Source organism: Ensifer sp. LBL (genome assembly GCF_050435225.1).
GTDB lineage: Bacteria > Pseudomonadota > Alphaproteobacteria > Rhizobiales > Rhizobiaceae > Ensifer.
In genome coordinates, this window is sequence record NZ_JBNDJY010000007.1 from 360,873 (window position 1) to 384,041 (window position 23,169).

General features: G+C 65.3%; 23 protein-coding genes. 14 read left to right on the forward strand and 9 right to left on the reverse strand.

Annotation, left to right across the window (positions count from 1 at the left end; genetic code table 11):
• Positions 1-206 precede the first annotated feature (206 nt).
• From OKW20_RS26875 to mnhG, 6 genes are read left to right on the forward strand one after another with little or no spacing between them, the layout of a single operon-like run.
• Positions 207-3,152 carry a monovalent cation/H+ antiporter subunit A gene (locus tag OKW20_RS26875; RefSeq protein ID WP_429177028.1) on the forward strand — a complete coding sequence of 982 codons (2,946 nt, stop codon included), beginning with the start codon at positions 207-209 and terminating at the stop codon, positions 3,150-3,152.
• The gene (locus tag OKW20_RS26880; RefSeq protein ID WP_034787081.1) at positions 3,152-3,499 is read left to right on the forward strand and encodes a Na+/H+ antiporter subunit C; all 348 of its coding nucleotides are present in this window, start codon (positions 3,152-3,154) and stop codon (positions 3,497-3,499) included. Before OKW20_RS26875 ends, OKW20_RS26880 begins: the two co-directional genes overlap by 1 nt.
• Positions 3,492-5,108, forward strand: coding sequence for a monovalent cation/H+ antiporter subunit D (locus OKW20_RS26885; RefSeq protein WP_429177030.1), 1,617 nt, complete (start codon positions 3,492-3,494; stop codon positions 5,106-5,108). The genes OKW20_RS26880 and OKW20_RS26885 overlap by 8 nt, the downstream gene beginning before the upstream one ends.
• A 3-nt stretch (positions 5,109-5,111) precedes the next feature.
• Positions 5,112-5,597, forward strand: coding sequence for a Na+/H+ antiporter subunit E (locus OKW20_RS26890; protein ID WP_043618515.1), 486 nt, complete (start codon positions 5,112-5,114; stop codon positions 5,595-5,597).
• Positions 5,594-5,875, forward strand: a complete 282-nt coding sequence (locus OKW20_RS26895; protein WP_034787089.1) for a K+/H+ antiporter subunit F — start codon at positions 5,594-5,596, stop codon at positions 5,873-5,875. Before OKW20_RS26890 ends, OKW20_RS26895 begins: the two co-directional genes overlap by 4 nt.
• Positions 5,872-6,243: a monovalent cation/H(+) antiporter subunit G gene (mnhG, locus tag OKW20_RS26900; protein ID WP_043618517.1), complete on the forward strand. Its 372-nt coding sequence runs from the start codon at positions 5,872-5,874 to the stop codon at positions 6,241-6,243. The genes OKW20_RS26895 and mnhG overlap by 4 nt, the downstream gene beginning before the upstream one ends.
• Positions 6,244-6,296: 53 nt before the next feature.
• Here the strand turns inward: mnhG and cobM are convergent, their stop codons facing one another.
• Both cobM and cbiE read right to left on the reverse strand, forming a co-directional pair.
• Positions 6,297-7,058 carry a precorrin-4 C(11)-methyltransferase gene (gene cobM, locus OKW20_RS26905; RefSeq protein WP_429177033.1) on the reverse strand — a complete coding sequence of 254 codons (762 nt, stop codon included), beginning with the start codon at positions 7,056-7,058 and terminating at the stop codon, positions 6,297-6,299.
• Positions 7,059-7,125: 67 nt separating this feature from the next.
• Complete coding sequence (gene cbiE / locus OKW20_RS26910) at positions 7,126-8,367, reverse strand: precorrin-6y C5,15-methyltransferase (decarboxylating) subunit CbiE (RefSeq protein ID WP_429177036.1); 1,242 nt, start codon at positions 8,365-8,367, stop codon at positions 7,126-7,128.
• Between cbiE and OKW20_RS26915 the strand changes: the two genes are divergently transcribed.
• On the forward strand, positions 8,336-9,121 hold the full coding sequence (locus OKW20_RS26915) for a cobalt-precorrin-6A reductase (RefSeq protein ID WP_429177039.1): 786 nt from the start codon (positions 8,336-8,338) through the stop codon (positions 9,119-9,121). The two genes, cbiE and OKW20_RS26915, sit on opposite strands and share 32 nt — an antisense overlap.
• Here the strand turns inward: OKW20_RS26915 and OKW20_RS26920 are convergent.
• The 6 genes from OKW20_RS26920 to ung form a co-directional block, all read right to left on the reverse strand.
• Entirely contained in the window at positions 9,100-9,864 is a 765-nt protein-coding gene (locus OKW20_RS26920; RefSeq protein WP_043618525.1) for a precorrin-3B C(17)-methyltransferase, read from the reverse strand. The genes OKW20_RS26915 and OKW20_RS26920 overlap by 22 nt on opposite strands.
• Positions 9,861-10,598, reverse strand: coding sequence for a precorrin-2 C(20)-methyltransferase (locus OKW20_RS26925; RefSeq protein ID WP_043618528.1), 738 nt, complete (start codon positions 10,596-10,598; stop codon positions 9,861-9,863). Before OKW20_RS26925 ends, OKW20_RS26920 begins: the two co-directional genes overlap by 4 nt.
• The gene (locus OKW20_RS26930; RefSeq protein ID WP_192450839.1) at positions 10,595-11,227 is read right to left on the reverse strand and encodes a precorrin-8X methylmutase; all 633 of its coding nucleotides are present in this window, start codon (positions 11,225-11,227) and stop codon (positions 10,595-10,597) included. The genes OKW20_RS26925 and OKW20_RS26930 overlap by 4 nt, the downstream gene beginning before the upstream one ends.
• Positions 11,228-11,229: 2 nt before the next feature.
• Positions 11,230-12,597 carry a precorrin-3B synthase gene (cobG, locus tag OKW20_RS26935; protein ID WP_429177139.1) on the reverse strand — a complete coding sequence of 456 codons (1,368 nt, stop codon included), beginning with the start codon at positions 12,595-12,597 and terminating at the stop codon, positions 11,230-11,232.
• A gap of 110 nt (positions 12,598-12,707) precedes the next feature.
• Positions 12,708-13,478: a precorrin-6A synthase (deacetylating) gene (gene cobF / locus OKW20_RS26940; RefSeq protein ID WP_429177041.1), complete on the reverse strand. Its 771-nt coding sequence runs from the start codon at positions 13,476-13,478 to the stop codon at positions 12,708-12,710.
• A gap of 97 nt (positions 13,479-13,575) precedes the next feature.
• Entirely contained in the window at positions 13,576-14,280 is a 705-nt protein-coding gene (ung, locus tag OKW20_RS26945) for a uracil-DNA glycosylase (protein ID WP_429177043.1), read from the reverse strand.
• 235 nt (positions 14,281-14,515) lie between these two features.
• Between ung and modA the strand changes: the two genes are divergently transcribed.
• The 3 genes from modA (at position 14,516) to modC (ending at position 17,243) form a co-directional block, all read left to right on the forward strand.
• Complete coding sequence (gene modA / locus OKW20_RS26950) at positions 14,516-15,307, forward strand: molybdate ABC transporter substrate-binding protein (RefSeq protein ID WP_402325650.1); 792 nt, start codon at positions 14,516-14,518, stop codon at positions 15,305-15,307.
• A 164-nt stretch (positions 15,308-15,471) separates the two neighbouring features.
• Positions 15,472-16,173, forward strand: coding sequence for a molybdate ABC transporter permease subunit (modB, locus tag OKW20_RS26955; RefSeq protein ID WP_429177046.1), 702 nt, complete (start codon positions 15,472-15,474; stop codon positions 16,171-16,173).
• Positions 16,170-17,243, forward strand: coding sequence for a molybdenum ABC transporter ATP-binding protein (gene modC / locus OKW20_RS26960; protein WP_429177049.1), 1,074 nt, complete (start codon positions 16,170-16,172; stop codon positions 17,241-17,243). The genes modB and modC overlap by 4 nt, the downstream gene beginning before the upstream one ends.
• A 36-nt stretch (positions 17,244-17,279) precedes the next feature.
• On the opposite strand, the gene OKW20_RS26965 is transcribed toward modC, so the two are convergent.
• Positions 17,280-17,681, reverse strand: coding sequence for a winged helix-turn-helix domain-containing protein (locus OKW20_RS26965; protein WP_429114818.1), 402 nt, complete (start codon positions 17,679-17,681; stop codon positions 17,280-17,282).
• 186 nt (positions 17,682-17,867) lie between these two features.
• Here OKW20_RS26965 and OKW20_RS26970 point away from each other — a divergent pair, with 186 nt between their 5' ends.
• The 4 genes from OKW20_RS26970 (at position 17,868) to OKW20_RS26985 (ending at position 23,166) form a co-directional block, all read left to right on the forward strand.
• Positions 17,868-19,199: an NAD(P)/FAD-dependent oxidoreductase gene (locus OKW20_RS26970; protein ID WP_429177052.1), complete on the forward strand. Its 1,332-nt coding sequence runs from the start codon at positions 17,868-17,870 to the stop codon at positions 19,197-19,199.
• A 419-nt stretch (positions 19,200-19,618) separates the two neighbouring features.
• Positions 19,619-20,851, forward strand: coding sequence for a 3-methyl-2-oxobutanoate dehydrogenase (2-methylpropanoyl-transferring) subunit alpha (locus OKW20_RS26975; RefSeq protein ID WP_429177055.1), 1,233 nt, complete (start codon positions 19,619-19,621; stop codon positions 20,849-20,851).
• Between the two features lies 1 nt (position 20,852).
• Positions 20,853-21,866 (forward strand): alpha-ketoacid dehydrogenase subunit beta, encoded by a 1,014-nt coding sequence (locus tag OKW20_RS26980; protein WP_043618552.1) that lies wholly within the window; start codon positions 20,853-20,855, stop codon positions 21,864-21,866.
• Between the two features lies 1 nt (position 21,867).
• Entirely contained in the window at positions 21,868-23,166 is a 1,299-nt protein-coding gene (locus OKW20_RS26985; protein WP_429177058.1) for a dihydrolipoamide acetyltransferase family protein, read from the forward strand.
• Positions 23,167-23,169 lie beyond the last annotated feature (3 nt).

Here is a 23,169-nt window from a genome sequence, read left to right on the forward strand (position 1 = left end):
CGCCATAAAAACAATTGCCTGCCTCCGCTTCATGGGAATGGCGGCATCACCTGCGGCAGTCGCTGATGCGACCGCCCTTTCGGGCCTCTAGAGTGTCCCGCTTCAAGTGGAACCACTGAAAGCGGAAAAGATGCTCTAGAATCAAAATCCTGGTGCGTTTCCTGTGCATTCTTTCGGAAAGCACGGCGCTCGGGTGCCCGCTCTCCATGAACCCGAACGAAGGGAACGGTACGATCGAATACGCGGGAAAATTGCTTTCTGTCTTCATTCTCGCCCCATTTGCGGGAAGCCTCCTTGCAATCTTCTTTCCGCCCGATCAGCGCGGTGCGACGGCCTGGTTTGCAGGAGCGATCGCGTTCCTGTGTTTCCTCGTCGCCGCCGGTCTCTATCCCTTCGTCACTTCCGGCGGCGTCCTGCGCTACGACATCGCCTGGCTTCCGGAACTCGGCCTCAACTTCACGCTCCGGATGGACGGCTTCGCCTGGCTCTTCACGGTTCTGGTGACCGCGATCGGCGTGCTCGTGGTGCTTTACGCCCGCTACTATATGGCGGCAGAAGACCCTGTGCCGCGCTTCCTGTCGCTGTTCCTCGCCTTCATGGGCTCGATGCTCGGCGTCGTGCTTTCAGGCAATCTCATCCTGCTCGCCGTCTTCTGGGAACTGACGAGCATCGTCTCCTTCCTTTTGATCGGCTACTGGCACCACAATGCGCACGCCCGCGACGGCGCACGCATGGCGCTGACGGTGACCGGCACCGGCGGCCTCTGCATGCTCGTCGGCCTGCTTCTGATGGGCCGCATCGTCGGCAGCTACGATCTCGACGTCGTGCTCGCCTCCGGTGACCTCATCCGCAACTCGCCGCTCTACATGCCGGTCTTGATCCTGGTGCTGCTCGGCGCGCTGACGAAGAGCGCGCAGTTCCCGTTCCATTTCTGGCTGCCGCACGCCATGTCGGCGCCGACGCCGGTCTCGGCCTACCTGCACTCGGCAACCATGGTGAAGGCCGGCGTATTCCTGCTGGCGCGCCTCTGGCCAGTCATGGCCGGCACCGAGGCCTGGTTCTGGATCGTCGGCCTCGCCGGTCTTTCGACGCTGCTGCTCGGCGCCTATTTCGCCATCTTCCAGCAGGACCTCAAGGGCCTGCTCGCCTATTCCACCATCAGCCATCTCGGCCTGATCACCGTGCTCTTGAGCCTCGGCAGCCCGCTGGCCGCGGTCGCCGCGGTGTTCCACATCGTCAACCACGCGACCTTCAAGGCGTCGCTGTTCATGGCGGCCGGCATCATCGACCACGAGACCGGAACGCGCGACATGCGCAAGCTCGGAGGGCTGATCAGGTACATGCCTGGAACGGCGGTGCTCGCCATGGTCGCGAGCGCGGCCATGGCCGGCGTGCCGCTCTTGAACGGCTTCATCTCCAAGGAAATGTTCTTCGCCGAAGCGATCGAAACGCACCAGGCCAACATTCTCGACACGATGACGCCCTATGTCGCGACGCTCGCCGGCATGTTCGCGGTCACCTATTCGCTGCGCTTCATCCACAGCGTCTTCTTCGGCAAGACGCCGGAGGACCTGCCGAAGGTGCCGCACGAGCCGCCGCGCTGGATGCGCGTGCCGATCGAGTTCCTGGTGCTTGCCTGCCTCGTCGTCGGCATCATCCCGGCGATCACCATCGGCCCATTCCTGCACACGGCGGTCGTCTCCATTCTCGGCGCCAACACGCCCTATTACAGTCTTTCCGTCTGGCACGGCTGGAACCTGCCGCTGATCATGAGCTTCGTGGCGCTTCTCGGCGGCATTGGCCTCTACTTCCTGATGCGCAACTATCTCGCCACCAGCGTCGAAGGGCCGCCGGTCTTCCGCCTGCTGCATGGCCAGCGCATCTTCGAGCGCGTGCTGGTAACGCTCTCCTGGAAATGGGCGCGCTTTCTCGAGCAACGCCTCGGCACGCGGCGGCTGCAGCCGCAGATGCGCTTCCTCGTCTTCATCGCGATCGCCGCCGGCGCGCTGCCACTGCTTCTCAATCATTTCGAGCTGCCGCCGCTTCTCGTGCGCAGCATCGATCCGGCCTTCGCCCTGCTTTGGGCGATCGGCATCGCCTGCGCCATCGGTGCTGCGATCCTGGCAAAGTTCCACCGGCTGGCAGCGCTCGTGCTGCTCGGCGGCGCCGGGCTCACCACCTGCCTGACCTTCGTCTGGCTTTCCGCGCCGGATCTGGCGGTAACCCAGCTGCTCGTCGAGATCGTCACCACGGTGCTGATCCTGCTCGGCTTGCGGTGGCTGCCGAAGCGCATCGAGGACACCGAGGAAACCGAACTGTTGTCGCTGAAGGTCCGCTTCCGGCGCCTGCGTGACTTCCTGCTGGCGGTCGTCGCCGGCGGCGGTGTGGCGCTGATCGCCTATACGATGATGACCCGGCCCATGCCCGACACGATCGCAAGCTACTTCCTCGAGCGCGCCTACAAGGAAGGCGGCGGCACCAATGTCGTCAACGTCATCCTCGTCGACTTCCGCGGCTTCGACACGCTCGGCGAGATCGCGGTGTTGGCGATCGTCGCGCTCACCGTCTTCGCCCTGCTGCTGCGCTTCCGCCCGCAGGCCGACAGCCTGGAGGCGCCGGAACAGCAGCGCGTCCAGAACGCCTTCGACGACGATCATCCAGACCGCAACAAGGGTGACAGCGTCGCCGAATACCTGTTCGTGCCGTCAGTGATCATGCGCTGGATGTTCCCGGTCATCGGCATGCTCGCAGCCTACCTCTTCCTGCGTGGCCATGACCTGCCAGGCGGCGGCTTTGCCGCCGGCATCGCCATGTCGATCGGCTTCATCCTGCAATACATGTCCGGCGGAACCCGCTGGGTCGAGGAACGGCTGCGCATCCATCCGCTGCGCTGGATGAGCATCGGCCTTCTGGTGGCGGCCGCAACCGGCATCGGTTCCTGGTTCTTCGGCTATCCGTTCCTGACGTCCCATGCGCAATACGTGACGCTGCCGATCATCGGCAAGTTCCCGCTGGCGAGCGCCCTGTTCTTCGATCTCGGCGTGTTCTCGCTGGTGCTCGGCGCAACCGTGCTGATCTTGATTGCGCTTGCCCACCAGTCGATCCGCGCGCCGCGTGCCCATGCGCGCGCCATGCGAAAGGAGGCACGCTGATGGAGATCATTCTGTCTGCCGCAATCGGCGTCCTCACAGCTTCCGGCGTTTACCTGCTGCTGCGTCCGCGTACCTATCAGGTGATCATCGGTCTCTCGCTGCTCTCCTACGCCGTCAACCTCTTCATCTTCGGCATGGGGCGCCTTCGGGTGAACGCGCCGCCGGTGCTGGAACCCGGTGGCGTCGGCGATCTCAGCCGTTTCACCGATCCGGTGCCGCAGGCCCTCGTCCTGACAGCCATCGTCATCGGCTTTGCCATGACCGCACTCTTCCTCGTCGTGCTGCTCGCCTCGCGCGGCTTCACCGGCACCGACCATGTCGACGGCAGGGAGCAGCGCCATGACTAACTGGATGCACCACCTGCTGATCCTGCCGATCCTGCTGCCGCTGATGGTCGGCGCCGCAATGATCCCGATCGACGAGCGCAACCGCTCGCTCAAGGGCGTGATGAGCTTCGTCTCGACGCTCGCGCTCTTCATCCTCTCGATCGTGCTGATGCGGATCGCCTCGATGGACGGAGCGCCCGCGGGCAATGGCGTCTATCAGCTCGGCAACTGGCCCGCCCCCTTCGGCATCGTGCTCGTTCTCGACCGTCTGTCGGCGCTGATGCTGTGCCTAACGAGCGGGCTGGCGCTGGCCGCCCAGGCCTATTCGATCGCGCGCTGGCACACCGCCGGCCATCACTTCCATTCGCTGTTCCAGTTGCTGATCGCCGGCCTCAACGGCTCGTTCCTGACCGGCGACCTCTTCAACCTCTTCGTCTTCTTCGAGATCATGCTGGCGGCGTCCTACGGGCTGCTGCTGCACGGCTCCGGGCCGCTGCGTGTCAAGGCAGGCCTGCACTATGTCGCGATCAACCTTGCGGCGTCTTCGCTCTTCCTGATCGGCGTCAGCCTGATCTACGGCGCGACCGGCACGCTCAACATGGCCGATCTCTCGATGAAGCTGGCAACGCTCTCGCCAGAGGATCGCCAGATGGTCGAGGTCGGCGCCGGCGTGCTCGGTGTCGCCTTCCTGGTGAAGGCCGGCATGTGGCCCTTGAGCTTCTGGCTGCCGACGGCCTATTCGGCCGCGACGCCGCCGGTCGCCGCCGTCTTTGCGATCCTCACCAAGGTCGGCATCTATGTCATTCTCAGGCTTTCCCTGCTGGTCTTCGGTGCGAGCGCCGGCGCGTCTGCCGGTTTCGGCCAGCCGGTCCTGCTTGCAGGCGGCCTGCTGACGATCGCCTTTGGCGCCATCGGCGTGCTCGCGTCGCAGGCCATGGGGCGCCTCGCCGCCTACTCGGTGCTGGTCTCCTCCGGCACGCTGCTCGCCGCCATCGGCCTCGGCCATCCGAGCATGATCGCCGGTGCGCTCTTCTATCTTGTCAGCTCGACGCTGACGATCGCCGCTTTCTTCCTGCTGATCGAACTGGTCGAGCGCGGCCGTGACGCCGGCGCCGACGTTCTGGCGGTGACGATGGAAGCCTATGGCGACGCCGACGAGGACGAAGAGGAAGAAGAAGTCGGAGCCGCGATCCCCGGCACGATGGCAATCCTCGGCCTTTGCTTCTGCCTTTGCGCCCTCTTGCTTGCGGGCCTGCCGCCGCTCTCCGGCTTCGTCGCCAAGTTCGCCATCCTCGGCGGTCTCTTCGGCCTTTCGGGAGCGGAAGCCGCGCCGGCGATCTCCGCCGCCGACTGGACCTATGTCACGCTGCTGATCCTTTCCGGTCTCGCCGCGATGATTGCGATGAACCGCGTCGGCATCCGTACCTTCTGGGCGTCGATCGAAAACACCGTGCCGCGCGTCGTCGTCATCGAGATCACCCCCGTGGTCGTGCTGCTCGCGGCCTGCATCTTCTTGAGCGTGCAGGCCGGGCCGGCCATGCGCTACATGCAGGCAACGGCGGATTCGCTGTTCGATCCCACGGGGTATACGGAACGGGTGCTCACGGCGCCCCGGGCAGGAGGGCAGTAGGCGATGCGCACCTGGCTCCCCTATCCGCTTCTCTCCGTCGGGCTGCTCGTCATCTGGCTCCTGCTCAATCAGTCGGTCGCACCCGGCACCTTCCTCATGGGGACGATACTGGCAACCGGTCTCGGCTGGGTGACGCTGAAGCTCGGCCTCATGCGATCGCATCCGCGCCGGATCCTGTTGATCGTGCGCTTCGGCTTTGCCGTCGCCCTCGACGTGATCCGCTCGAACATCGCGGTCATCGCCGTCATTCTGCGTGGCCAGCGCCGGCCACCGAATTCGGGTTTCCTGACCATCGATCTCGATCTGGAAGACGAAAACGCCCTGGCGCTGCTTGCCTGTGTCATGACCGCGACGCCGGGAACGGCCTGGCTCGAATACGATCGCGGCCGCAAGTCGCTGCTCTTCCACGTGCTCGACATGGAAAACGAGGACATCTGGCTCGATACGGTCAGGCGCTACGAGACCGCCCTGAAGGAGATATTCGGATGATGGAACTTTCAATCATCTGGTCGATCCTGATTGCCCAGATCATGCTCGGCCTGGCGATGGCCTTTGCCTTCTATCGCATGGTGCGAGGACCGCGCGCCCAGGACCGCATCCTCGGCCTCGACACGCTCTACATCAACGCCATGCTGATGCTCTTGACCTTCGGCATCCGCACGGCCAACTCGCTCTATTTCGAGTCCGCACTGATCGTGGCTTTGATCGGCTTCGTCTCGTCGATCGCCTTCGGCAAGTTCCTGATGCGCGGGGAGATCATCGAATGAGCCACCTCACCGATCTTCCCGTCTGGGCCGCCGTGCTCGTCTGCGGGCTGACCGTTCTCGGCGCCGCGGTGGCGCTGATCGGCTCCGTCGGCCTGCTCCGGTTTACGAGCTTCTACGAGCGCCTGCACGCGCCGACGCTCGCGACCAGCGGCGGCGTGCTGATGATCTGCACCGCCTCGATCATCTGCTTTGCCGTGTTGCAGAGCCGCTGGGTGTTCCACGAGATCCTGATCATCGTCTTCGTCGTCGTTACCACGCCGGTGACGCTGATGCTGCTCGGTCAGGCGGCGCTCTACCGCGACCGCGTCGAGGAAAAGCGCGGCGTCCCGCTCAAGCAGCGACCGCCCCGCGAAGAACCGGCGGAATAGGTTTCAAAAGCCTCTCAGCGGGAAACTTAGGCCGACCCCCGAGGGAGTGCGGCCTATTCGCCGCGCCCTCTGAAGCGCCGCTGATAGGCGGGATCGTAGAGCGAGCTTTCGCGGAAATCGGAGGCTTCGAGCCCCGGACCAACGAAGATCAGCGCCGTGCGCTCGATCGGCTCTTCCGCCACCTTGGCGGCGATATCACCGAGCGTGCCGCGCACCACGCGTTCGTCCGGCCAGGAGGCCTTGACGACGATGGCTACGGGGCAGTCGGCGCCATAGAGCGGCGTCAGTTCCTCGACGACCTGCCCGAGCGCATGGATCGCAAGGTGGATCGCCAGCGTCGATCCCGTCGCGCCGAAGGCGGCAAGCGTTTCGCTGTTCGGCATCGGTGAAGCGCGGCCGGAAACGCGGGTCAGAACCAGGCTCTGGGCCACCGCCGGAATGGTCAGTTCACGCCCAAGCGCTGCGGCGGCCGCCGCAAAAGAGGGAACGCCCGGCGTCATCGTGTAGCCGATGCCGTGCTTTTCCAGCCGGCGGATCTGCTCGGCCACGGCACTCCAGACCGAGAGGTCGCCGGAATGCAGACGGGCCACGTCCAGACCATCAGCTTCGGCTCTGAGATACTCCGCCTCGATCTCGTCGAGCGACATCGGCGCGGTGTCGACGATGCGAGCACCGGGCGGGCAATATTGCAGCAGTTCCGGCGAGACGATCGAGCCGGCATAGAGGCAGACCGGGCAGCGCCCGATCAGGTCGCGACCGCGCACCGTGATCAGGTCTGCAGCCCCCGGGCCGGCGCCGATGAAATGTACCGTCATAGGTTGCTCTTTCTTTTTCTTAAGCAATTCCGGACGCAAACCGCGTCACACTTTTGCGGGGACTGCTTTAGCCCTTCGTCCACGACCACTGGGTGACCGGCATGGCCGGCTTCCAGCCGATCATGGCACCGATCGGTCCCGCCCGTGCGATGTCGATACGGATCAGCGAACCGCCGAGCCGCGCATGATGTTCGAGCAGCACCGCCTCCATGTCCGTCGTCACCGCATTGGCAACCAGCCGTCCGCCTGACTTGAGTGCGGCGATCGCCGCTTCCATCACGCCGTCTTCGCTGCCACCGCCACCGATGAAGATCGCGTCCGGCTGCGGCAGGCCTGCAAGCGCCGCCGGCGCCTCGCCTTCGACGACGGTCAGCCCGGGCACGCCGAACATCGTCGCGTTGCGGCCGATACGCGCTGCCCGCTCCGGCTCCACCTCGATGGTGATCGCCTGCATGGTCGGGTCGGCCAGCATCCATTCGATACCAATCGACCCGGAGCCGCCGCCGATATCCCAGAGCAGTTCGCCCTTGCGCGGCGCGAGGGCCGAGAGCGTCAGCGCCCGCACTTCCCGCTTGGTGATCTGCCCGTCATGTTCGAACAGCGCGTCGTCGCGGCCAGCGGCAAGCGGCAAGACGCGCGCGCCCTCGTCGGCCGTCACTTCGATGGCGCAGACGTTCAAAGGATGCACGAGGCCGAGCATGAAGCGCGAGGCAATCTGCGTCGTCACCCGTTCGCCGGCGCCACCAAGCGCCTCCAGCACCGTCAGCCGCGACTGACCGAAGCCGCTTGAAACCAGCAGTTCGGCCAGGTCCCTCGGACCCGCTCCGTCCGACGTCAGCGTCAGCACCTTGGCGCCGGGATGCAGGTGCGGCCGCACCAGATCGAGCGGTCGGCCATGCACGGAAACGAGCGTCGCGTCCTGCAGTGCCCAACCGAGGCGCGAGGCGGCAAGGCTGATCGACGAAGGTGCCGGAAGCGTGCGGATTTCGGCCGACGCGATCCGGCGCGCCAGCGTCACGCCGACGCCGAAGAAGAACGGGTCGCCCGAGGCGAGCACCACCACCGGGCTGCCGCGGCGCGCGACGATCTCGACGACCGAGCGCTCCAGCGGGCTTTGCCAATTGTGCGCTTCGCCAGTGATGAGGGAGGCCGCAAGTTCCAGATGGCGGTGGCCGCCGTAGACAACCGGTGCCTCGGCGATCAGCCGCTTGGCCTCGTCGCCGAGACCCGCTACACCATCCTCACCGATACCGATGACGGTCAGCCAGGGGGAGACGATGGCGGGTTCGCTGTTCGACACGTCAGCCATGGAAAAACCTCGTATTCTGATATTGGGTGGCACCACCGAGGCACGCGAGCTCGCACGGCGTCTGGCCGAAGATATCCGTTTTGATACCGCCATCTCGCTCGCCGGCCGCACCGCGGACCCGCGGCCGCAACCGGTCAGGACCCGCATCGGCGGCTTTGGCGGCGCCGAAGGGCTGGCGCATTTCCTGCACGACGAGAAGATCGCGCTGCTGGTCGATGCGACGCACCCCTTTGCCGCGCGCATTTCGCACAATGCCGCCGAGGCGGCGCAAAGAACGGGCGTGCCGCTGCTCGCCCTTCGCCGACCGGAATGGTTGCCCCTGCCCGGCGACCGCTGGACCCTGGTCGATAGCGTTGTCGAGGCGGTCAGTGCGCTTGGCGATCGAAGGCGCCGCGTCTTCCTCGCCATCGGCCGGCAGGAAGCCTTCCATTTCGAAGTCGCGCCCCAGCACAACTACGTCATCCGCAGCGTCGATCCGGTCACGCCGCCGCTCGATCTTCCCGACCAGGAGGCAATTCTTGCAACCGGTCCTTACAAGGAAGCCGACGAAGCCGAGCTGCTCAAGAGCCGGAAGATCGACGTGATCGTCGCCAAGAACAGCGGCGGCAGCGCCACCTACGGCAAGATCGCCGCAGCGCGCCGGCTCGGCATCGAGGTGATCATGGTCGAGCGGCGCAAGCCCGCGGACGTGCCGACGGTGGGCAATTGCGACGAGGCGCTCGACCGCATCGCTCACTGGCTCGCCCCTGCATAGAAGCGCGGCGTGTAGACGAGGTCCGGCTGGCCGTCGCGCTCGACGATGCGCGTTTCCGGCGAGCCGATGATGACGCAGGTCGCCATGTCGGCGCGGTTGGCATCGGCCTCGCCGAGCGGCATCACGGCGATCCGCTCGTCCGGCCGCCCGGCCGCGCGGCCGAAGATCACCGGAACCGTTGCCGGCAAGACGCCGCGCAGAAGCTCGAAGGCTTCGCCCAGTTGCCACGGCCGCGCCTTGCTGATCGGATTGTAGAGCGCAATGACGAAGCCCGCTTCCGCCGCCAGCCGCAGCCGCCTTGTGATGACTTCCCAGGGCTTCAGATTGTCGGAAAGCGAAATCGCGCAGAAATCATGACCGAGCGGCGCCCCAATGCGGGCGGCAACGGCAAGCATCGCGGTCACTCCAGGCGTGATCACCAGTTCGACCGACTTCCATTCCTCTGGGCCCTTGTCGATCGCCTCGCAGACGGCCGCCGCCATGGCAAAGACGCCGGGATCGCCACCGGAGACCATACAAACCTTCACGCCTGCCGCCGCCCGCGTCAGCGCGACCTGCGCCCGATCGAGTTCCTCACGGTTGTCGGAGGCGACGCGCACCTGATCGGGTCGGAGGTTCAGCCGGTCGAGATAGGGAAAGTAGCCGTAGAACTCCTGAGCGGCGGCAACGGCTTCCGCCGTTTCCGGCGTCATCTGCTTGGCGCTGCCCGGTCCGGTGCCGACGACATAGAGCGTGCCGGTCATGGCCGGTCCTTCCAGCCGGGAACGAGCACCAGCGAGAAATAGGGCGCATCGTCGTCTGCCTTCTCGGCGAGCGCCGTCATCGCCGCGTTCTTCATCGTGCCACGCTCGACATAGACGGCCTGAGCGAGGCGGCCGGAGGCGGCAAGCGCGCGGCGGATCTTCGGCAGGTTGCGCCCCACCTTCATGATCACGGCCGCTTCGGTATCCTTCAGCCTGCGGCCAAGCTCGGCTTCGGCCATGGTGCCGGGAAGCACGGAGAGCACGTCATCGCCCTGTACCAGCGGCAGGCCGGCAAGCGACCAGCAACCGGACATGGCGGTAATGCCGGGGATCACCTCGACCGGGAACCGGTTGGCGAGCCGCACATGCAGGTGCATGTAGGAACCATAAAACAGCGGATCGCCTTCGCTGAGCACGGCGACCGTACGACCGGCGAGAAGATGTGCTGCCACGGCTTCGGCCGACGCATTGTAGAAATCGGTAATCTGGCTCTTGTAGGCGCCGTCGTCCTTGTCGATCTCGGTCGTCACCGGATAGTAGAGTGGCAGTTCCACGAGATCCGGCTTCAGCAGTCCCTCGACCACGGCGCGACCGTTGCCACTGCGCCCGGCCTTGGCGAAATAGGCAAGCACATCGGCTTGCCCGAGCGCCTTCACCGCCTTGACCGTCAAAAGCTCCGGGTCGCCGGGGCCGGTTCCAACGCCGATCAGGCGTCCCACACCTGCGCCGCTCACAGTCCCGGCCTCGCGAGCGAATTCAGCGCCGCTGCCGTCATGGCGCTGCCACCGAGGCGGCCGCGCACGATGGCGAAGGGAACGCCGTAGGAATTCTCGGCGAGCGCATCCTTCGATTCCGCCGCACCGACGAAACCGACGGGCATGCCGAGGATCGCTGCCGGCTTCGGCGCGCCGTCTCGCAGCATTTCCAAGAGGAAGAACAGCGCCGTCGGTGCGTTGCCGATGGCGACCACCGACCCGGCCAGACGCTCGCTCCAGAGCTTCAGGGCTGCGGCGGAGCGCGTGTTGCCGATCTCGGCGGCGATCTCGGGCGTGCGCGGATCGCGCAGCGTGCAGATCACCTCGTTGCCGGCCGGAAGACGTGCGCGGGTCACACCATGCGCAACCATCTCGGCATCGCAGAGGATCGGCGCACCGGCCTTCAACGCGGTACGGGCGGAGCTTACGAAATCGGGAGAAAACACGAACTGCCTGGTCGCCTCGACGGAGCCGCAGGCATGCACCATGCGCACCGCCAGATCCGCTTCCTCTTCGGAGAAGCGCGAAAGATCGGCCTCGGCGCGAATGATAGCGAAGGAACGCTCGTAGATGGCGTTGCCATCGCGAATGTAATCATACTCAGGCATGTCTATCCCTGTTCGAACGCTGCCGAGACGCGCGCAGCTCCGAGCCGTGTAAGACAGGACTGCGCCGATTCGCCAGCGTCTTTGTTTTGCCGCACCAGTCGGCCGAGCCGGGCAAGTGCGGATCCCATTCCATTCTCATCGGTGTAGGCGCTTGGCAAGCCATTGGCAGCCCCATTTACGACAAGCCCGTATCCTGATGGCGCACCGACCAACGTCAGTTCGGACGGCTTCGGCCGGGCGCAGCCCTTGGCGCAACCGGAGAGATGCACGGTCAGCGACCCGTCGAGCAGCTCCGGCGCCGCCTCGACGAGGCGCTCAGCCATGCCCTTGGTCTCCATCCGCGCCGACGCGCAGCCCTTGCTGCCGGCGCAGGTGGCGATCGCGTTGCGCGGATCCTGCTCGGCAGTGCGAAAACCGTGTGCCGCCGCCAGGCTCTGAGCCACAGCCGCCGTCTCGGAGCGAAGACCGAGGACGAAGAAAGCGTGCCCCGGCGCAAGCCTGATCGCATTTGCGCCAAGCGCCTGGACCTGATGCAGGTAGGATGCCAGCGCGGCGGCCTCCACCTGCGCAAAGGCCAAGCCGAGGCCAAGAACGGTGCCGGCGCTACCCAGCGTGTGAATGCCGGGTATGGCGGCCGAACGCGGAACGACCGGGCGTTCGCCCGATGTCCCACAACGACAGAGCGAGCGAATATCCGCCGGGTCCAGATCACGCCCGCGCGCCGCCGCGCCCAGGCTCGCCAGTTTCTCGAGAACGGTCATCAGCGCCGGGACGACCGCGTCGCCGGTAAACGTCCCGACGATCGATGCCTTCGCAGCCGTGCCGTCAAGCGACAGAACCCAAGCCGCGCCCCCGGCAGTCGAAACCGCCTGAAGGCGAATGTCCGCAATCACGCCGCCAAGACCGAAGCGGCCGCCACTATCGATGACGACGGATAGTTTGGGCGCAAGCTTCAACGGCACCTGGCGCGCGCGAAGCGCTTCGCGAAGCTCGCTGGCAATCGGCTGGGGGTCGGCGAGCTCGTCCGGGTCGATGCCGGCGAGAGGCGGCACCTCGATCACGACGCCCTCGGCTATCGTGATCTCAGCATCGCCGATCGCCTGCGCCAGCATCGGCACCGAAGCCGCGCTCAGGCCGCGAAGCTGCAGGTTTCCCCGCGCCGTGATCTCGATGATACCGTTGCCGAAGCGCTCGGCGGCAGCGGCAAGTGCAATGACCTTCGGCAGTGTCAGACTGTCATCCGTCGGCCTCAGCCTGACAAGCAGGCCGTCGCCGGTCTGCATTGGCTCTGCCAGCGACGGGCAGGCGCCGCGGCGCATCGAAGCGACGGTGCCGGCATCTCCGGTCGATGGAAGGGCGCAGATGGTCATCAAATCCGTCATCACGTGAGGTTCTCCTCCCTGAAGAAGCCTCTTAAGACGCTATAACACAGCCGCAAACCTTGAGTGAGATCAAACACGACGCGGATCGGTCCTTGCCGTCACTCGTCGAAGTCGGCGCCCTTGCGCAGGAGATAGATGTCCATGATCCATCCCATCTTCGCGCGCGCCGCGGCCCGCGTTTCAAGGATCCGCTCCTTCACCGCAGCCAAGCGGCCGGAAATGACGATCTCGTCCGGCGTGCCGAGATAGGCGCCCCAGAAGATCTCAGCGTCCGGATCGTCGATCCGCTGGAACGCCTGTTCGCCATCGAGCATGACGACCGAGGTCTGGCTCTTCTGCGGAAAACTCTCGTGCAGCCGGCGCCCGGTGGTGATCTCGACAGGCTTGCCGACGAGGTTCAGCGGAATGCGGTGGCTGGCGCAGAGCGCCTGCAGGCTGGTGATCCCGGGAATGACGTCGTAATCGAAGGCGACCTGCCCCCGCGCCTTGACCCGCTCGACGATGCGAATGGTGCTGTCATAGAGCATCGGGTCGCCCCAGACGAGAAACGCGCCGGTTCCCTCGTCGCCCAATTCCTTTGATAGAAGCCCTTCATAGATCGCGGCGATCTGGGCGTGCCAGTCGTCGACGCTGCCGTCGTAACTGACGCCCTCGGTGCGCCGCACCGGCACCGCGAACTCGACGGTGCGGCTGTCCTTGCGCGTGACGTAGCGGGCGCAGATGTCGCGGCGCACCTCGGCAAGCTCGGTCTTCTTGGCGCCCTTGGTCGGGATGAAGAGCACGTCGGCCCGGTTCAGCGCATTGATCGCCTGCACGGTCATATGTTCCGGATTTCCCGAACCGATGCCGATGATCAGAATTTTGCGCATGCCCGCCTCCGCCATTTCGTTCGGGCGTCTTAGGCGGATCGCCGCCGCCATGGCAAGACCTCAGGGCGACGACGAAACCGTCAATCACGCCAAGCCGTCAGTTGATGTCCGCAGCCGGATTCTCGGGCAGCCGCCAGTCGATCTGATCGAAGCCCTTGCTTTCAAGGAAGGCGTTGGCCTGGGAAAAATGGCGGCAGCCAAGAAAGCCGGAATGGGCCGAAAGCGGCGACGGATGCGGCGCCCTCAAGACCAGATGGCGTGAGCGGTCGACGAAGGCCGCCTTCTTCTGCGCATAGGAGCCCCAGAGCATGAAGACGACGGGATGATCGGCCTCGTTGACCGCGCGGATGATCGCATCCGTGAACTTTTCCCAGCCGCGTCCCTGGTGTGACGCCGCATTGCCGCGCTCCACCGTCAGCACGCTGTTCAAAAGCAGCACGCCCTGTTTCGCCCAGCTTTCGAGGAAACCATGCCGCGCCGGCGGAATGCCGAGATCGGTGTTCAGTTCCTTGTAGATGTTGACGAGCGACGGCGGCGTCCGAACGCCGGGGCGCACACTGAAGCAGAGCCCATGCGCCTGGCCATCGCCGTGATAGGGATCCTGGCCGAGGATGACGACACGGACCTTGTCGAGCGGCGTCAGGTCGAGCGCGCGAAAATACTCAGGTCCCCGAGGGAAAATCTGCCGGCCCTCGTTTTTCTGGACCACCAGGAACTGCTTGAGGTCAGCCATGTAGCCGCTGGCGAATTCCGGTGCCAACGCTTCCTTCCAGCTTTCTTCAAGCTTCACTGCCGTTTCCATTGCACGTCCGCTCCATGTCAGGGGATCGAGGCCGCAATTTAGGCCGCCCGGACATCACCGCAAGCCCAATCGCGCCTGCCACGAGAATGCTGCACCGGTTTTGCCGGGCGGTCGCAACCATAGGGGTAATACGCTAGCCCTTTTGAGGAGCATTGTATTTCAACAGATACAACGGTAATCAGGAGGCGATATCGTTGTATCCTAAGAGATATCACGCATCATTGGAGGGAAATCGATGATCAAGAGAAGAGACTGGCTGAAGGGCCTGGTGCTGACGCTCGGCCTCGCCTGGGTCGGCGCAAACGTTCTGCCGGCGTCCGCGCAGGCCGAAGAGAAGGTGACGGTCTTTGCGGCTGCGAGCCTGAAGAACGCGCTCGATGCGATCAATGCCGAGTGGCAGAAGGAAAGCGGCAAGGAAACGACCGTTTCCTACGCGGCAAGCTCCGCGCTCGCCAAGCAGGTGGAACAGGGCGCGCCGGCCGACGTCTTCATCTCTGCCGACCTCGCCTGGATGGACTATCTCACTGAAAAGAAGCTGATCAAGGACGACACCCGCGCAAACCTGCTCGGCAACCGTATCGTGCTCGTGTCCGGCAAAAAGGACGCTGGCCCGGTCGAGATCAAGCAGGGCTTCGATCTCGCTGGCATTCTCGGTGACGGTCGCCTGGCCATGGGTGCGGTCGATTCCGTTCCGGCCGGCAAGTACGGCAAGGCAGCACTCGAAAAGCTCGACGCCTGGAAGGCCGTAGAGCCGAAGGTCGCCGGCGCCGAAAGCGTGCGTGCCGCCCTCCTGCTCGTCTCGCGCGGCGAAGCACCCTACGGCATCGTCTACCAGACCGACGCCGCAGCAGACCCAGGCGTCAAGGTCGTCGGCACCTTCCCGGAAGACAGCCATCCGCCGATCATCTACCCGATCGCCATCACGGCCGAGAGCAAGAGCCCCGATGCCGCTGCCTATGTCGACTTCGTCAAGTCGGCCAAGGCTGCAGAACTCTTCGAAAAGCAGGGCTTCACGGTCCTGAAGTAACCGACCTGAAATCGCGTCGGATCTCGGCTGTCCAGAGGCAGGCGAAGCATCTATCGTGACACGTCGCCCGCGCCCAAACGCGGGCGACGTTATCGTGTTTGAGAGGCGGCGGCCTGAAGCGTACAGCTAAGTCTGACCGGCCTGGCATCGGGGAGCGACATCTGTTGGACTGGCTTGCAGTGAGCGAAGCGGAGTGGACGGCGATCCTCTTGAGCCTGCGCGTCGCAACCGTCGCGATGATCTGCAGCCTGCCTTTCGCCCTCGCTGTCGCCATGCTGCTTGCCCGCGGACGCTTCTGGGGCAAGACGCTGCTGAACGGCCTTGTCCATCTGCCGCTGATCCTGCCGCCCGTCGTCACCGGCTTCCTGCTCTTGCTGCTCTTCGGCCGCCGCGGTCCGCTCGGCGCGTTCTTCGCAGACTATTTTGGCCTGGTCTTTTCCTTCCGCTGGACCGGCGCGGCGCTCGCCTGCGCCGTCATGGCCTTCCCGCTGATGGTGCGCAGCATCCGCCTGTCGATCGAGGCGGTCGACCGCAAGCTCGAGGATGCCGCCACCACGCTCGGCGCAAGCCCGCTCTGGGTGTTTGCCACTGTCACCCTGCCCTTGATCATTCCCGGCATCATCGCCGGCATGATCATCGCCTTTGCCAAGGCCATGGGCGAGTTCGGCGCGACGATCACCTTCGTCTCCAACATTCCCGGCGAGACGCAGACGCTTTCGGCCGCCATCTACACCTTCACCCAGGTGCCGGGTGGTGACGCCGGCGCCATGCGGCTGACGATCATTTCCGTCATCATTTCCATGGCCGCGCTGATCTTCTCCGAACTGCTGGCGACCTTCGCCGCGCGCCGGGTGGCGGCCCAATGAGCCTCACCGTCGAAGCCCGCCACCAGCTCGGCAATTTCGCGCTCGATGCCGCCTTTACTTCGGATGGCGGCGTGACCGCATTGTTCGGCCGGTCCGGCTCGGGCAAGACCTCGCTGATCAACATCATAGCCGGGCTCTTGAAGCCCGAGAGCGGCCGCGTGTTGCTTTACGGCGACGTCATCGCCGACAGCGAGAACAGGATCTTCACGCCCGTCCATCGCCGCCGTTTCGGCTATGTCTTCCAGGAGGCGCGGCTCTTCCCGCACTTGAGCGTGCGCCGCAATCTCGCCTATGGCCGCTGGTTTGCGGGCAAAGGCGGCTCAGGCGGAGACTTCACCCGCATCGTCGAGATGCTCGGCATCGGCCATCTGCTCGATCGCAGCCCGTCGGCCCTATCCGGTGGCGAGCGGCAGCGCGTGGCGATCGGCCGGGCCTTGCTTGCGGCACCGCGGCTGCTGCTGATGGACGAACCGCTCGCCGCCCTCGACGAGGCGCGCAAGGCCGAGATCCTGCCCTATCTCGAACGGCTGCGCGATGATGCCGGCATCCCGATCGTCTATGTCAGCCACTCCGTCAGCGAAGTCTCCCGGCTCGCCCGGCGCGTCGTGGTACTCGAAAACGGCAGGGTGACCGCGTCCGGTGCAGCGGCCGAAGTGTTGAGCGCCCCCGCCGCCACGCTAGCCACCGGCCGGCGCGAGGCCGGCGTCCTCTTGGAGGGCGAGGTCGAGGGAACCGATCCGGCCCACGAGCTGACGACGGTGCGCGTCGGACGGGAACGGCTGCGCATCGCCGGTGTCAGCGCCACGCCCGGAGGCAGGCTCCGCCTGCACATCGCCGCCCGCGACGTCATGCTGGCGACGTCGAGACCAGTGGAGATCAGCGCGCTCAATGTGCTCGAAGGACGCATTCTGACGCTGACATCGGAGGACGATGGCAGCGTGGATGTCCGGGTGACTTGCGGCGATGCGACCATTGCCGCCCGCATCACCCGCTTTTCGCGGGACGTGCTGCAGCTTGCTCCCGGCAAGACCGTCTATGCCGTCATCAAGTCGGTGGCAATCGATCACTAGAGCGTGGTGCGTTCATGGGAACGCACGAAGGACGCTCTAGGCTTTTTGGGAAATAGCAGGTGCCGTATCGGACGGTGGTGTATCGCTGCTCCGAACACTTTCGAGCCAGGCGAGATCATCGGCAATCACCGCCTGCGCCTTCTCTTCCATTTCGCGGTAGCGACGGATGAGCTCTTCGCCGAACGCCGTCAGCGCCGCCCCGCCACCCTGCTTGCCGCCTCGCTGCGATTCCACCGAAGGCTCGCGGAACATCCGGTTCAAGGCATCGACCAGCAGCCAGGCGCGGCGGTACGACATGTCCATCGCCCGCCCGGCAGCGGAGATGGAGCCGGTCTCGCGGATCAGTTCGAGCAACAGGATCTTGCCGCGGCCGAGCCGGTCGGCGGGCGGAAAATCGATGCGCAGGACGGTGCGAAGATCGGGGCGGCTCTCACTCATGCGGGCGAGCATAGAAGCTCCAGGCGGAAACCGGAAGTCCACCCGGTGGCGAGGCGAACCGGCTTTCCCAAACAAAGTGAGCCGGCAAACCACGCGCTTTCGATCATTAGCCAGATTGCAGGTCTTGATCTCGCGGCGGCGGCATGCACCGATGACTGCGATACTTCCCTGCCCGAAAGTACCCCCATGCCCGGTCCGACGCTCGATCCCATTGCCACAGACACCACCCTGCCCGCCAAGGCCGACGTCGTCATCGTCGGTGGCGGCATCATCGGCGTCAGCACCGCGCTCTTCCTCGCCGAACGCGGCATCAATGTCGTGCTCTGCGAGAAAGGCACGCCCGGTGCCGAGCAATCGAGCCGCAATTGGGGCTGGGTGCGGGTGATGGGGCGCGACGAGCGCGAAATCCCGCTGGCGATCGAGGCGCTGAAGATCTGGGATACGCTCGACGCCCGCATCAGCGGCGAGACCGGCTTTCGCCGCAGCGGCATTCTCTACATCTCCGAGAACGAGCGCGACGTCGCCAACCGAGACGCCTGGCTTGCCATGGCAAGGCCCCACGGTGTCGATAGCGTGCAACTTAGCTCCGACACGACAGAAGCGATGATGCCGGGTGCAGCGATCCGCTACCCAGGCGGGCTCTTCACGCCGAGCGACGGCCGGGCCGAACCGCAAAAGGCCGTGCCCGCCATCGTCGCTGGCGCCCGCCGCGCCGGTGCCCGTATCCTCAACGGCTGCGCCGTGCGCGGTGTCGAAAAAGCAGCCGGGCGGATTTCCGCCGTCGTGACCGAGAGGGGCCGCATCGAGACGTCGACCGTCATCGTCGCCGGTGGCGCCTGGTCGAGGCTGTTCCTCAAAGGCCTCGGCATAAGATTGCCGCAGCTGAAAGTTCGCAACACGGTGTTGAGAACCGGCCCGGTCTCCGGCGGGCCGGAAGGGGCCGGCGCAACCGCGACCTATGCCTATCGCAAGCGCCTCGACGGCGGCTACACGATTGCCGATGGCGCCGCCAATCTGCACGCGATCGTGCCCGACAGCTTTGCCTTCTTCCGCGATTTCCAGCCGGCACGAAAAGCCGAGGGCGATACCGTGCAGGTAGGCCTGAGCGCCCAGAGCTGGAACGAGCTATTCGAGATCGGCACCGTCCCGCTCGATCGGCCCGGCGCCTTCGAACGTCACCGCGTGCTCGATCCCAATCCGGATTCGCGCCGCGCCCTGCATGCGCTCGATGCGGCCGCCAAGGCCTTGCCCTTGCTCCGCCAAACCAAGGTGCAGCAGATCTGGGCCGGCCTGATCGACGTGACGCCCGATGCCGTGCCCGTCATCTCGCCCACAGAAACCGTTCCGGGCCTCATCATCGCGACGGGCTTTTCCGGCCACGGCTTCGGCATTGGCCCCGGTGCCGGCCACCTCGTCGCCGACCTCGTGACCGGAGCAAAACCGATCGTTGATCCGACGCCGTTCCGGCTCTCGCGCTTCCTCGACGGCACGCCGATCACCATCGCCCCGCCGGTCTGACCGCCGTCGCCGGTGGCGAGCCGCGAAAGAAAATTACCGGCAACGACCAGCAGGAAGATGTCCGACACAACGCGTGGGCGCACTCCCGGCAGGATTCTATCTTTCTTCGCCTGCCCGTGCCCCGCGACACGGAAAGACCTTCATAAGCCCCGGAACTCATGGCAGTCTGTGAGCATTCCCGTCGGGAGAGCGGGGGCTTTTAGGAGGAGTCTGTGCAGACCTTAGGCGGAGGAGCCTTGCCGGTCACATTGCACGTCCTCGTACACCTCAGGCCCATCGTTGTCCCGACCCAGAGCATTTCCAGCAAGGGTCCCAGCGCCCCTGCGTTCGGAAATGCGTGAGAACAGAAATGAGGAGTGGTTCGACTGGGACCGCTCTTGACTGGTGCACTGCGCACTCCGGAGGAGGCCGGAAACCGCATGAGCGATCTCGATCGACTTAGCCTGCATGTCCCCGAACCCGCCGTTCGGCCCGGTGGTCAGCCGGATTTCTCCAACGTCAAAATCCCGAAGGCCGGCTCCGTGCCGCGCCCGGAGGTGGACGTCGCGCCGGAAGAAATGCGCGACCTCGCCTATTCGATCATCCGTGTGCTGAACCGCGATGGCGAAGCGGTCGGTCCCTGGGCCGGGCTTCTCTCCGACGAGGAGCTGCTCGCAGGCCTCAGGCACATGATGCTGCTGCGCGCCTTCGACGCGCGCATGGTCATGGCGCAGCGCCAGGGCAAGACCTCCTTCTACATGCAGCACCTGGGCGAAGAGGCCGTCAGCTGCGCCTTCCGCAAGGCTCTGGTGAAGGGCGACATGAACTTCCCGACCTATCGGCAGGCCGGGCTTCTGATCGCCGATGGCTACCCGATGGTCGAGATGATGAACCAGATCTTCTCGAACGAGAGCGACCCGTTGCGCGGCCGACAGCTGCCGATCATGTATTCCTCCAAGGAGCATGGCTTCTTCACCATCTCCGGCAACCTCGCCACCCAATATGTCCAAGCGGTCGGCTGGGCGATGGCGTCGGCCATCAAGCGCGACACCAAGATCGCAGCCGCCTGGATCGGCGACGGCTCCACGGCGGAATCGGACTTCCACTCGGCGCTCGTCTTTGCCTCCACCTACAAGGCGCCGGTCATTCTCAACATCGTCAACAATCAGTGGGCGATCTCCACCTTCCAGGGCATTGCCCGCGGCGGCTCCGGCACCTTTGCCGCCCGCGGTCTCGGCTTCGGCATCCCGGCACTGCGCGTCGACGGCAACGACTATCTCGCCGTCTACGCCGTCGCCAAATGGGCGGCCGAGCGCGCCCGTCGCAACCTCGGCCCGACGCTGATCGAATACGTCACCTACCGCGTCGGCGCCCATTCCACCTCCGACGATCCGAGTGCCTATCGCCCGAAGACGGAATCGGAAGCCTGGCCTCTCGGCGACCCGGTCCTGCGGCTGAAGAAGCACCTTATTCTGCGCGGTGCCTGGTCGGAAGAGCGCCACGCCCAGGCCGAAGCCGAGATCACCGACGAGGTCATCCAGGCCCAGAAACAGGCCGAGGGCCACGGCACGCTGCATGCCGGCGGCAAACCGTCGGTGCGCGATATCTTCGAGGGCGTCTATGCCGAGATGCCGCCGCACATTCGCCGCCAGCGGCAGAAGGCAGGATACTGATATGGCCAGAATGACAATGATCGAAGCCGTGCGCAGCGCCATGGACGTCTCCATGGAGCGCGACGACAATGTCGTCGTCTTCGGCGAGGACGTCGGCTATTTCGGCGGCGTCTTCCGCTGCACGCAAGGCCTCCAGGCGAAATACGGCAAGACCCGCTGTTTCGACGCGCCGATCAGCGAAAGCGGCATCGTCGGCACCGCGATCGGCATGGCTGCCTACGGGCTCAAACCCTGCGTCGAGATCCAGTTCGCCGACTACATGTACCCGGCCTACGACCAGATCACCCAGGAAGCCGCCCGCATCCGCTACCGCTCCAACGGCGACTTCACCTGCCCGATCGTCCTGCGCATGCCGACCGGTGGCGGCATCTTCGGCGGCCAGACGCACAGCCAGAGCCCGGAAGCGCTGTTCACCCATGTCTGCGGCCTGAAAGTCGTCGTTCCCTCCAATCCCTATGACGCCAAGGGCCTTTTGATCGCCTCGATCGAGGATCCCGACCCGGTCATGTTCCTGGAGCCGAAGCGGCTCTATAACGGCCCCTTCGACGGCCACCACGACCGCCCGGTCATTCCGTGGTCGAAGCACGATCTCGGCGAAGTGCCGGAAGGCCACTACACTGTTCCGATCGGCAAGGCCGAAGTCCGCCGCGAGGGCTCCGCCGTCACCGTCGTTGCCTATGGCACCATGGTGCATGTGGCGCTGGCAGCTGCCGAAGAGACCGGCATCGACGCCGAGGTGATCGACCTGCGCAGCCTGTTGCCGCTCGATCTCGACACGATCGTCAAGTCGGTGGAAAAGACCGGCCGCTGCGTCGTCGTGCACGAGGCGACGCTGACCTCCGGCTTCGGTGGCGAAGTGGCGTCTCTCGTCCAGGAGCATTGCTTCTACCATCTCGAGGCTCCCGTCGTGCGCGTCGCCGGCTGGGATACGCCCTACCCGCACGCCCAGGAATGGGACTATTTCCCCGGCCCCGCACGCGTCGGACGCGCGCTCGTCGAAGTGATGGAGGCCTGACATGGGCGAATTCGTAATCAAGATGCCCGATGTCGGCGAAGGCGTGGCCGAGGCGGAACTCGTCGAATGGCATGTGAAGCCGGGTGACCCCGTGCGCGAGGACATGGTGCTCGCGGCCGTGATGACCGACAAGGCGACCGTCGAAATCCCCTCGCCCGTGACAGGCACCGTGCTCTGGCTCGGCGCCGAAGTGGGCGACACCGTCGCGGTGAAGGCGCCGCTGGTGCGCATCGAAATCGCAGGCGAAGGCGAAGCCGCTGCTCCCGCGGAAGAAAAACCGGCCGCCAAGGCGGAAGAAAAGCCCGCAGCAAAGGTCGAGGCGCCCGCCCCGGTCGCCAAGCCGGCCCAGCCCGCCAAGGTGGAGGTCAAGGCACCGGCAGCAAACGGCGTCCATGCCAACGGCGTACATGCTCCCGGTGAACGGCTGGAGAAAGCGCTGGCCTCGCCGGCCGTGCGCCTGCGCGCCAAGGAAAGCGGCGTCGATCTGCGCCAAGTGACCGGCACAGGCCCCGCCGGCCGCATCACCCATGACGATCTCGACCAGTTCATCGCCCGCGGCGCCCAGCCGGCGCTGGCGCCCGCAGGCCTACAGCGCAAGACCGCCGTCGACGAAATCAAGGTCACCGGCCTACGCCGCCGCATCGCCGAGAAGATGTCGCTTTCGACCTCGCGCATTCCCCACATCACCTATGTGGAAGAGGTCGACATGACCGCGCTCGAAGACCTGCGCGCGACCATGAACCGCGACCGCAAGCCGGACCAGCCGAAGCTGACGATCCTGCCCTACCTGATGCGGGCGCTCGTGCGCACCATCGCCGAGCAGCCGGCCGTCAACGCGATCTTCGACGACGGTCCGGGCATCATCCATCGCCACCACGCCGTCCATATCGGCATCGCAACGCAGACGCCGGCCGGTCTCACCGTCCCGGTCGTGCGCCATGCCGAAGCGCGCGGTATCTGGGATTGCGCCAACGAACTCAATCGCCTGGCGGAAGCCGCCCGCACCGGCACCGCCACCCGCGACGAGCTCACGGGCTCGACGATCACGATCTCTTCGCTCGGCGCACTCGGCGGCATCGTCTCCACGCCGGTCATCAACCACCCGGAGGTGGCGATCATCGGCGTCAACAAGCTCGCGGTCCGCCCGGTCTGGGACGGCACGCAGTTCGTGCCGCGCAAGATCATGAACCTGTCCTCGAGCTTCGATCACCGCGTCATCGACGGCTGGGATGCAGCCGTTTTCGTGCAGCGGCTGAAGACCCTGCTCGAAACGCCGGCGCTTATTTTCGTGGAGGCTTGAGGC

What these genes read in the sequence shown, in the direction of transcription:
- OKW20_RS26885 (WP_429177030.1), top strand. Translation starts at nt 3,492, where the DNA reads ATGACTAACTGGATGCACCACCTGCTGATCCTGCCGATCCTGCTGCCG.
- OKW20_RS26880 (WP_034787081.1), top strand. Translation starts at nt 3,152, where the DNA reads ATGGAGATCATTCTGTCTGCCGCAATCGGCGTCCTCACAGCTTCCGGC.
- OKW20_RS26930 (WP_192450839.1), bottom strand. Translation starts at nt 11,227, where the DNA reads ATGCCTGAGTATGATTACATTCGCGATGGCAACGCCATCTACGAGCGT.
- OKW20_RS26965 (WP_429114818.1), bottom strand. Translation starts at nt 17,681, where the DNA reads ATGAGTGAGAGCCGCCCCGATCTTCGCACCGTCCTGCGCATCGATTTT.
- OKW20_RS26875 (WP_429177028.1), top strand. Translation starts at nt 207, where the DNA reads ATGAACCCGAACGAAGGGAACGGTACGATCGAATACGCGGGAAAATTG.
- ung (WP_429177043.1), bottom strand. Translation starts at nt 14,280, where the DNA reads ATGGAAACGGCAGTGAAGCTTGAAGAAAGCTGGAAGGAAGCGTTGGCA.
- cbiE (WP_429177036.1), bottom strand. Translation starts at nt 8,367, where the DNA reads ATGGCTGACGTGTCGAACAGCGAACCCGCCATCGTCTCCCCCTGGCTG.
- OKW20_RS26915 (WP_429177039.1), top strand. Translation starts at nt 8,336, where the DNA reads ATGGCGGGTTCGCTGTTCGACACGTCAGCCATGGAAAAACCTCGTATT.
- modA (WP_402325650.1), top strand. Translation starts at nt 14,516, where the DNA reads ATGATCAAGAGAAGAGACTGGCTGAAGGGCCTGGTGCTGACGCTCGGC.
- cobG (WP_429177139.1), bottom strand. Translation starts at nt 12,597, where the DNA reads ATGACCATCTGCGCCCTTCCATCGACCGGAGATGCCGGCACCGTCGCT.
- OKW20_RS26975 (WP_429177055.1), top strand. Translation starts at nt 19,619, where the DNA reads ATGAGCGATCTCGATCGACTTAGCCTGCATGTCCCCGAACCCGCCGTT.
- cobF (WP_429177041.1), bottom strand. Translation starts at nt 13,478, where the DNA reads ATGCGCAAAATTCTGATCATCGGCATCGGTTCGGGAAATCCGGAACAT.
- modC (WP_429177049.1), top strand. Translation starts at nt 16,170, where the DNA reads ATGAGCCTCACCGTCGAAGCCCGCCACCAGCTCGGCAATTTCGCGCTC.
- OKW20_RS26890 (WP_043618515.1), top strand. Translation starts at nt 5,112, where the DNA reads ATGCGCACCTGGCTCCCCTATCCGCTTCTCTCCGTCGGGCTGCTCGTC.
- mnhG (WP_043618517.1), top strand. Translation starts at nt 5,872, where the DNA reads ATGAGCCACCTCACCGATCTTCCCGTCTGGGCCGCCGTGCTCGTCTGC.
- OKW20_RS26970 (WP_429177052.1), top strand. Translation starts at nt 17,868, where the DNA reads ATGCCCGGTCCGACGCTCGATCCCATTGCCACAGACACCACCCTGCCC.
- OKW20_RS26895 (WP_034787089.1), top strand. Translation starts at nt 5,594, where the DNA reads ATGATGGAACTTTCAATCATCTGGTCGATCCTGATTGCCCAGATCATG.
- OKW20_RS26985 (WP_429177058.1), top strand. Translation starts at nt 21,868, where the DNA reads ATGGGCGAATTCGTAATCAAGATGCCCGATGTCGGCGAAGGCGTGGCC.
- OKW20_RS26980 (WP_043618552.1), top strand. Translation starts at nt 20,853, where the DNA reads ATGGCCAGAATGACAATGATCGAAGCCGTGCGCAGCGCCATGGACGTC.
- cobM (WP_429177033.1), bottom strand. Translation starts at nt 7,058, where the DNA reads ATGACGGTACATTTCATCGGCGCCGGCCCGGGGGCTGCAGACCTGATC.
- OKW20_RS26920 (WP_043618525.1), bottom strand. Translation starts at nt 9,864, where the DNA reads ATGACCGGCACGCTCTATGTCGTCGGCACCGGACCGGGCAGCGCCAAG.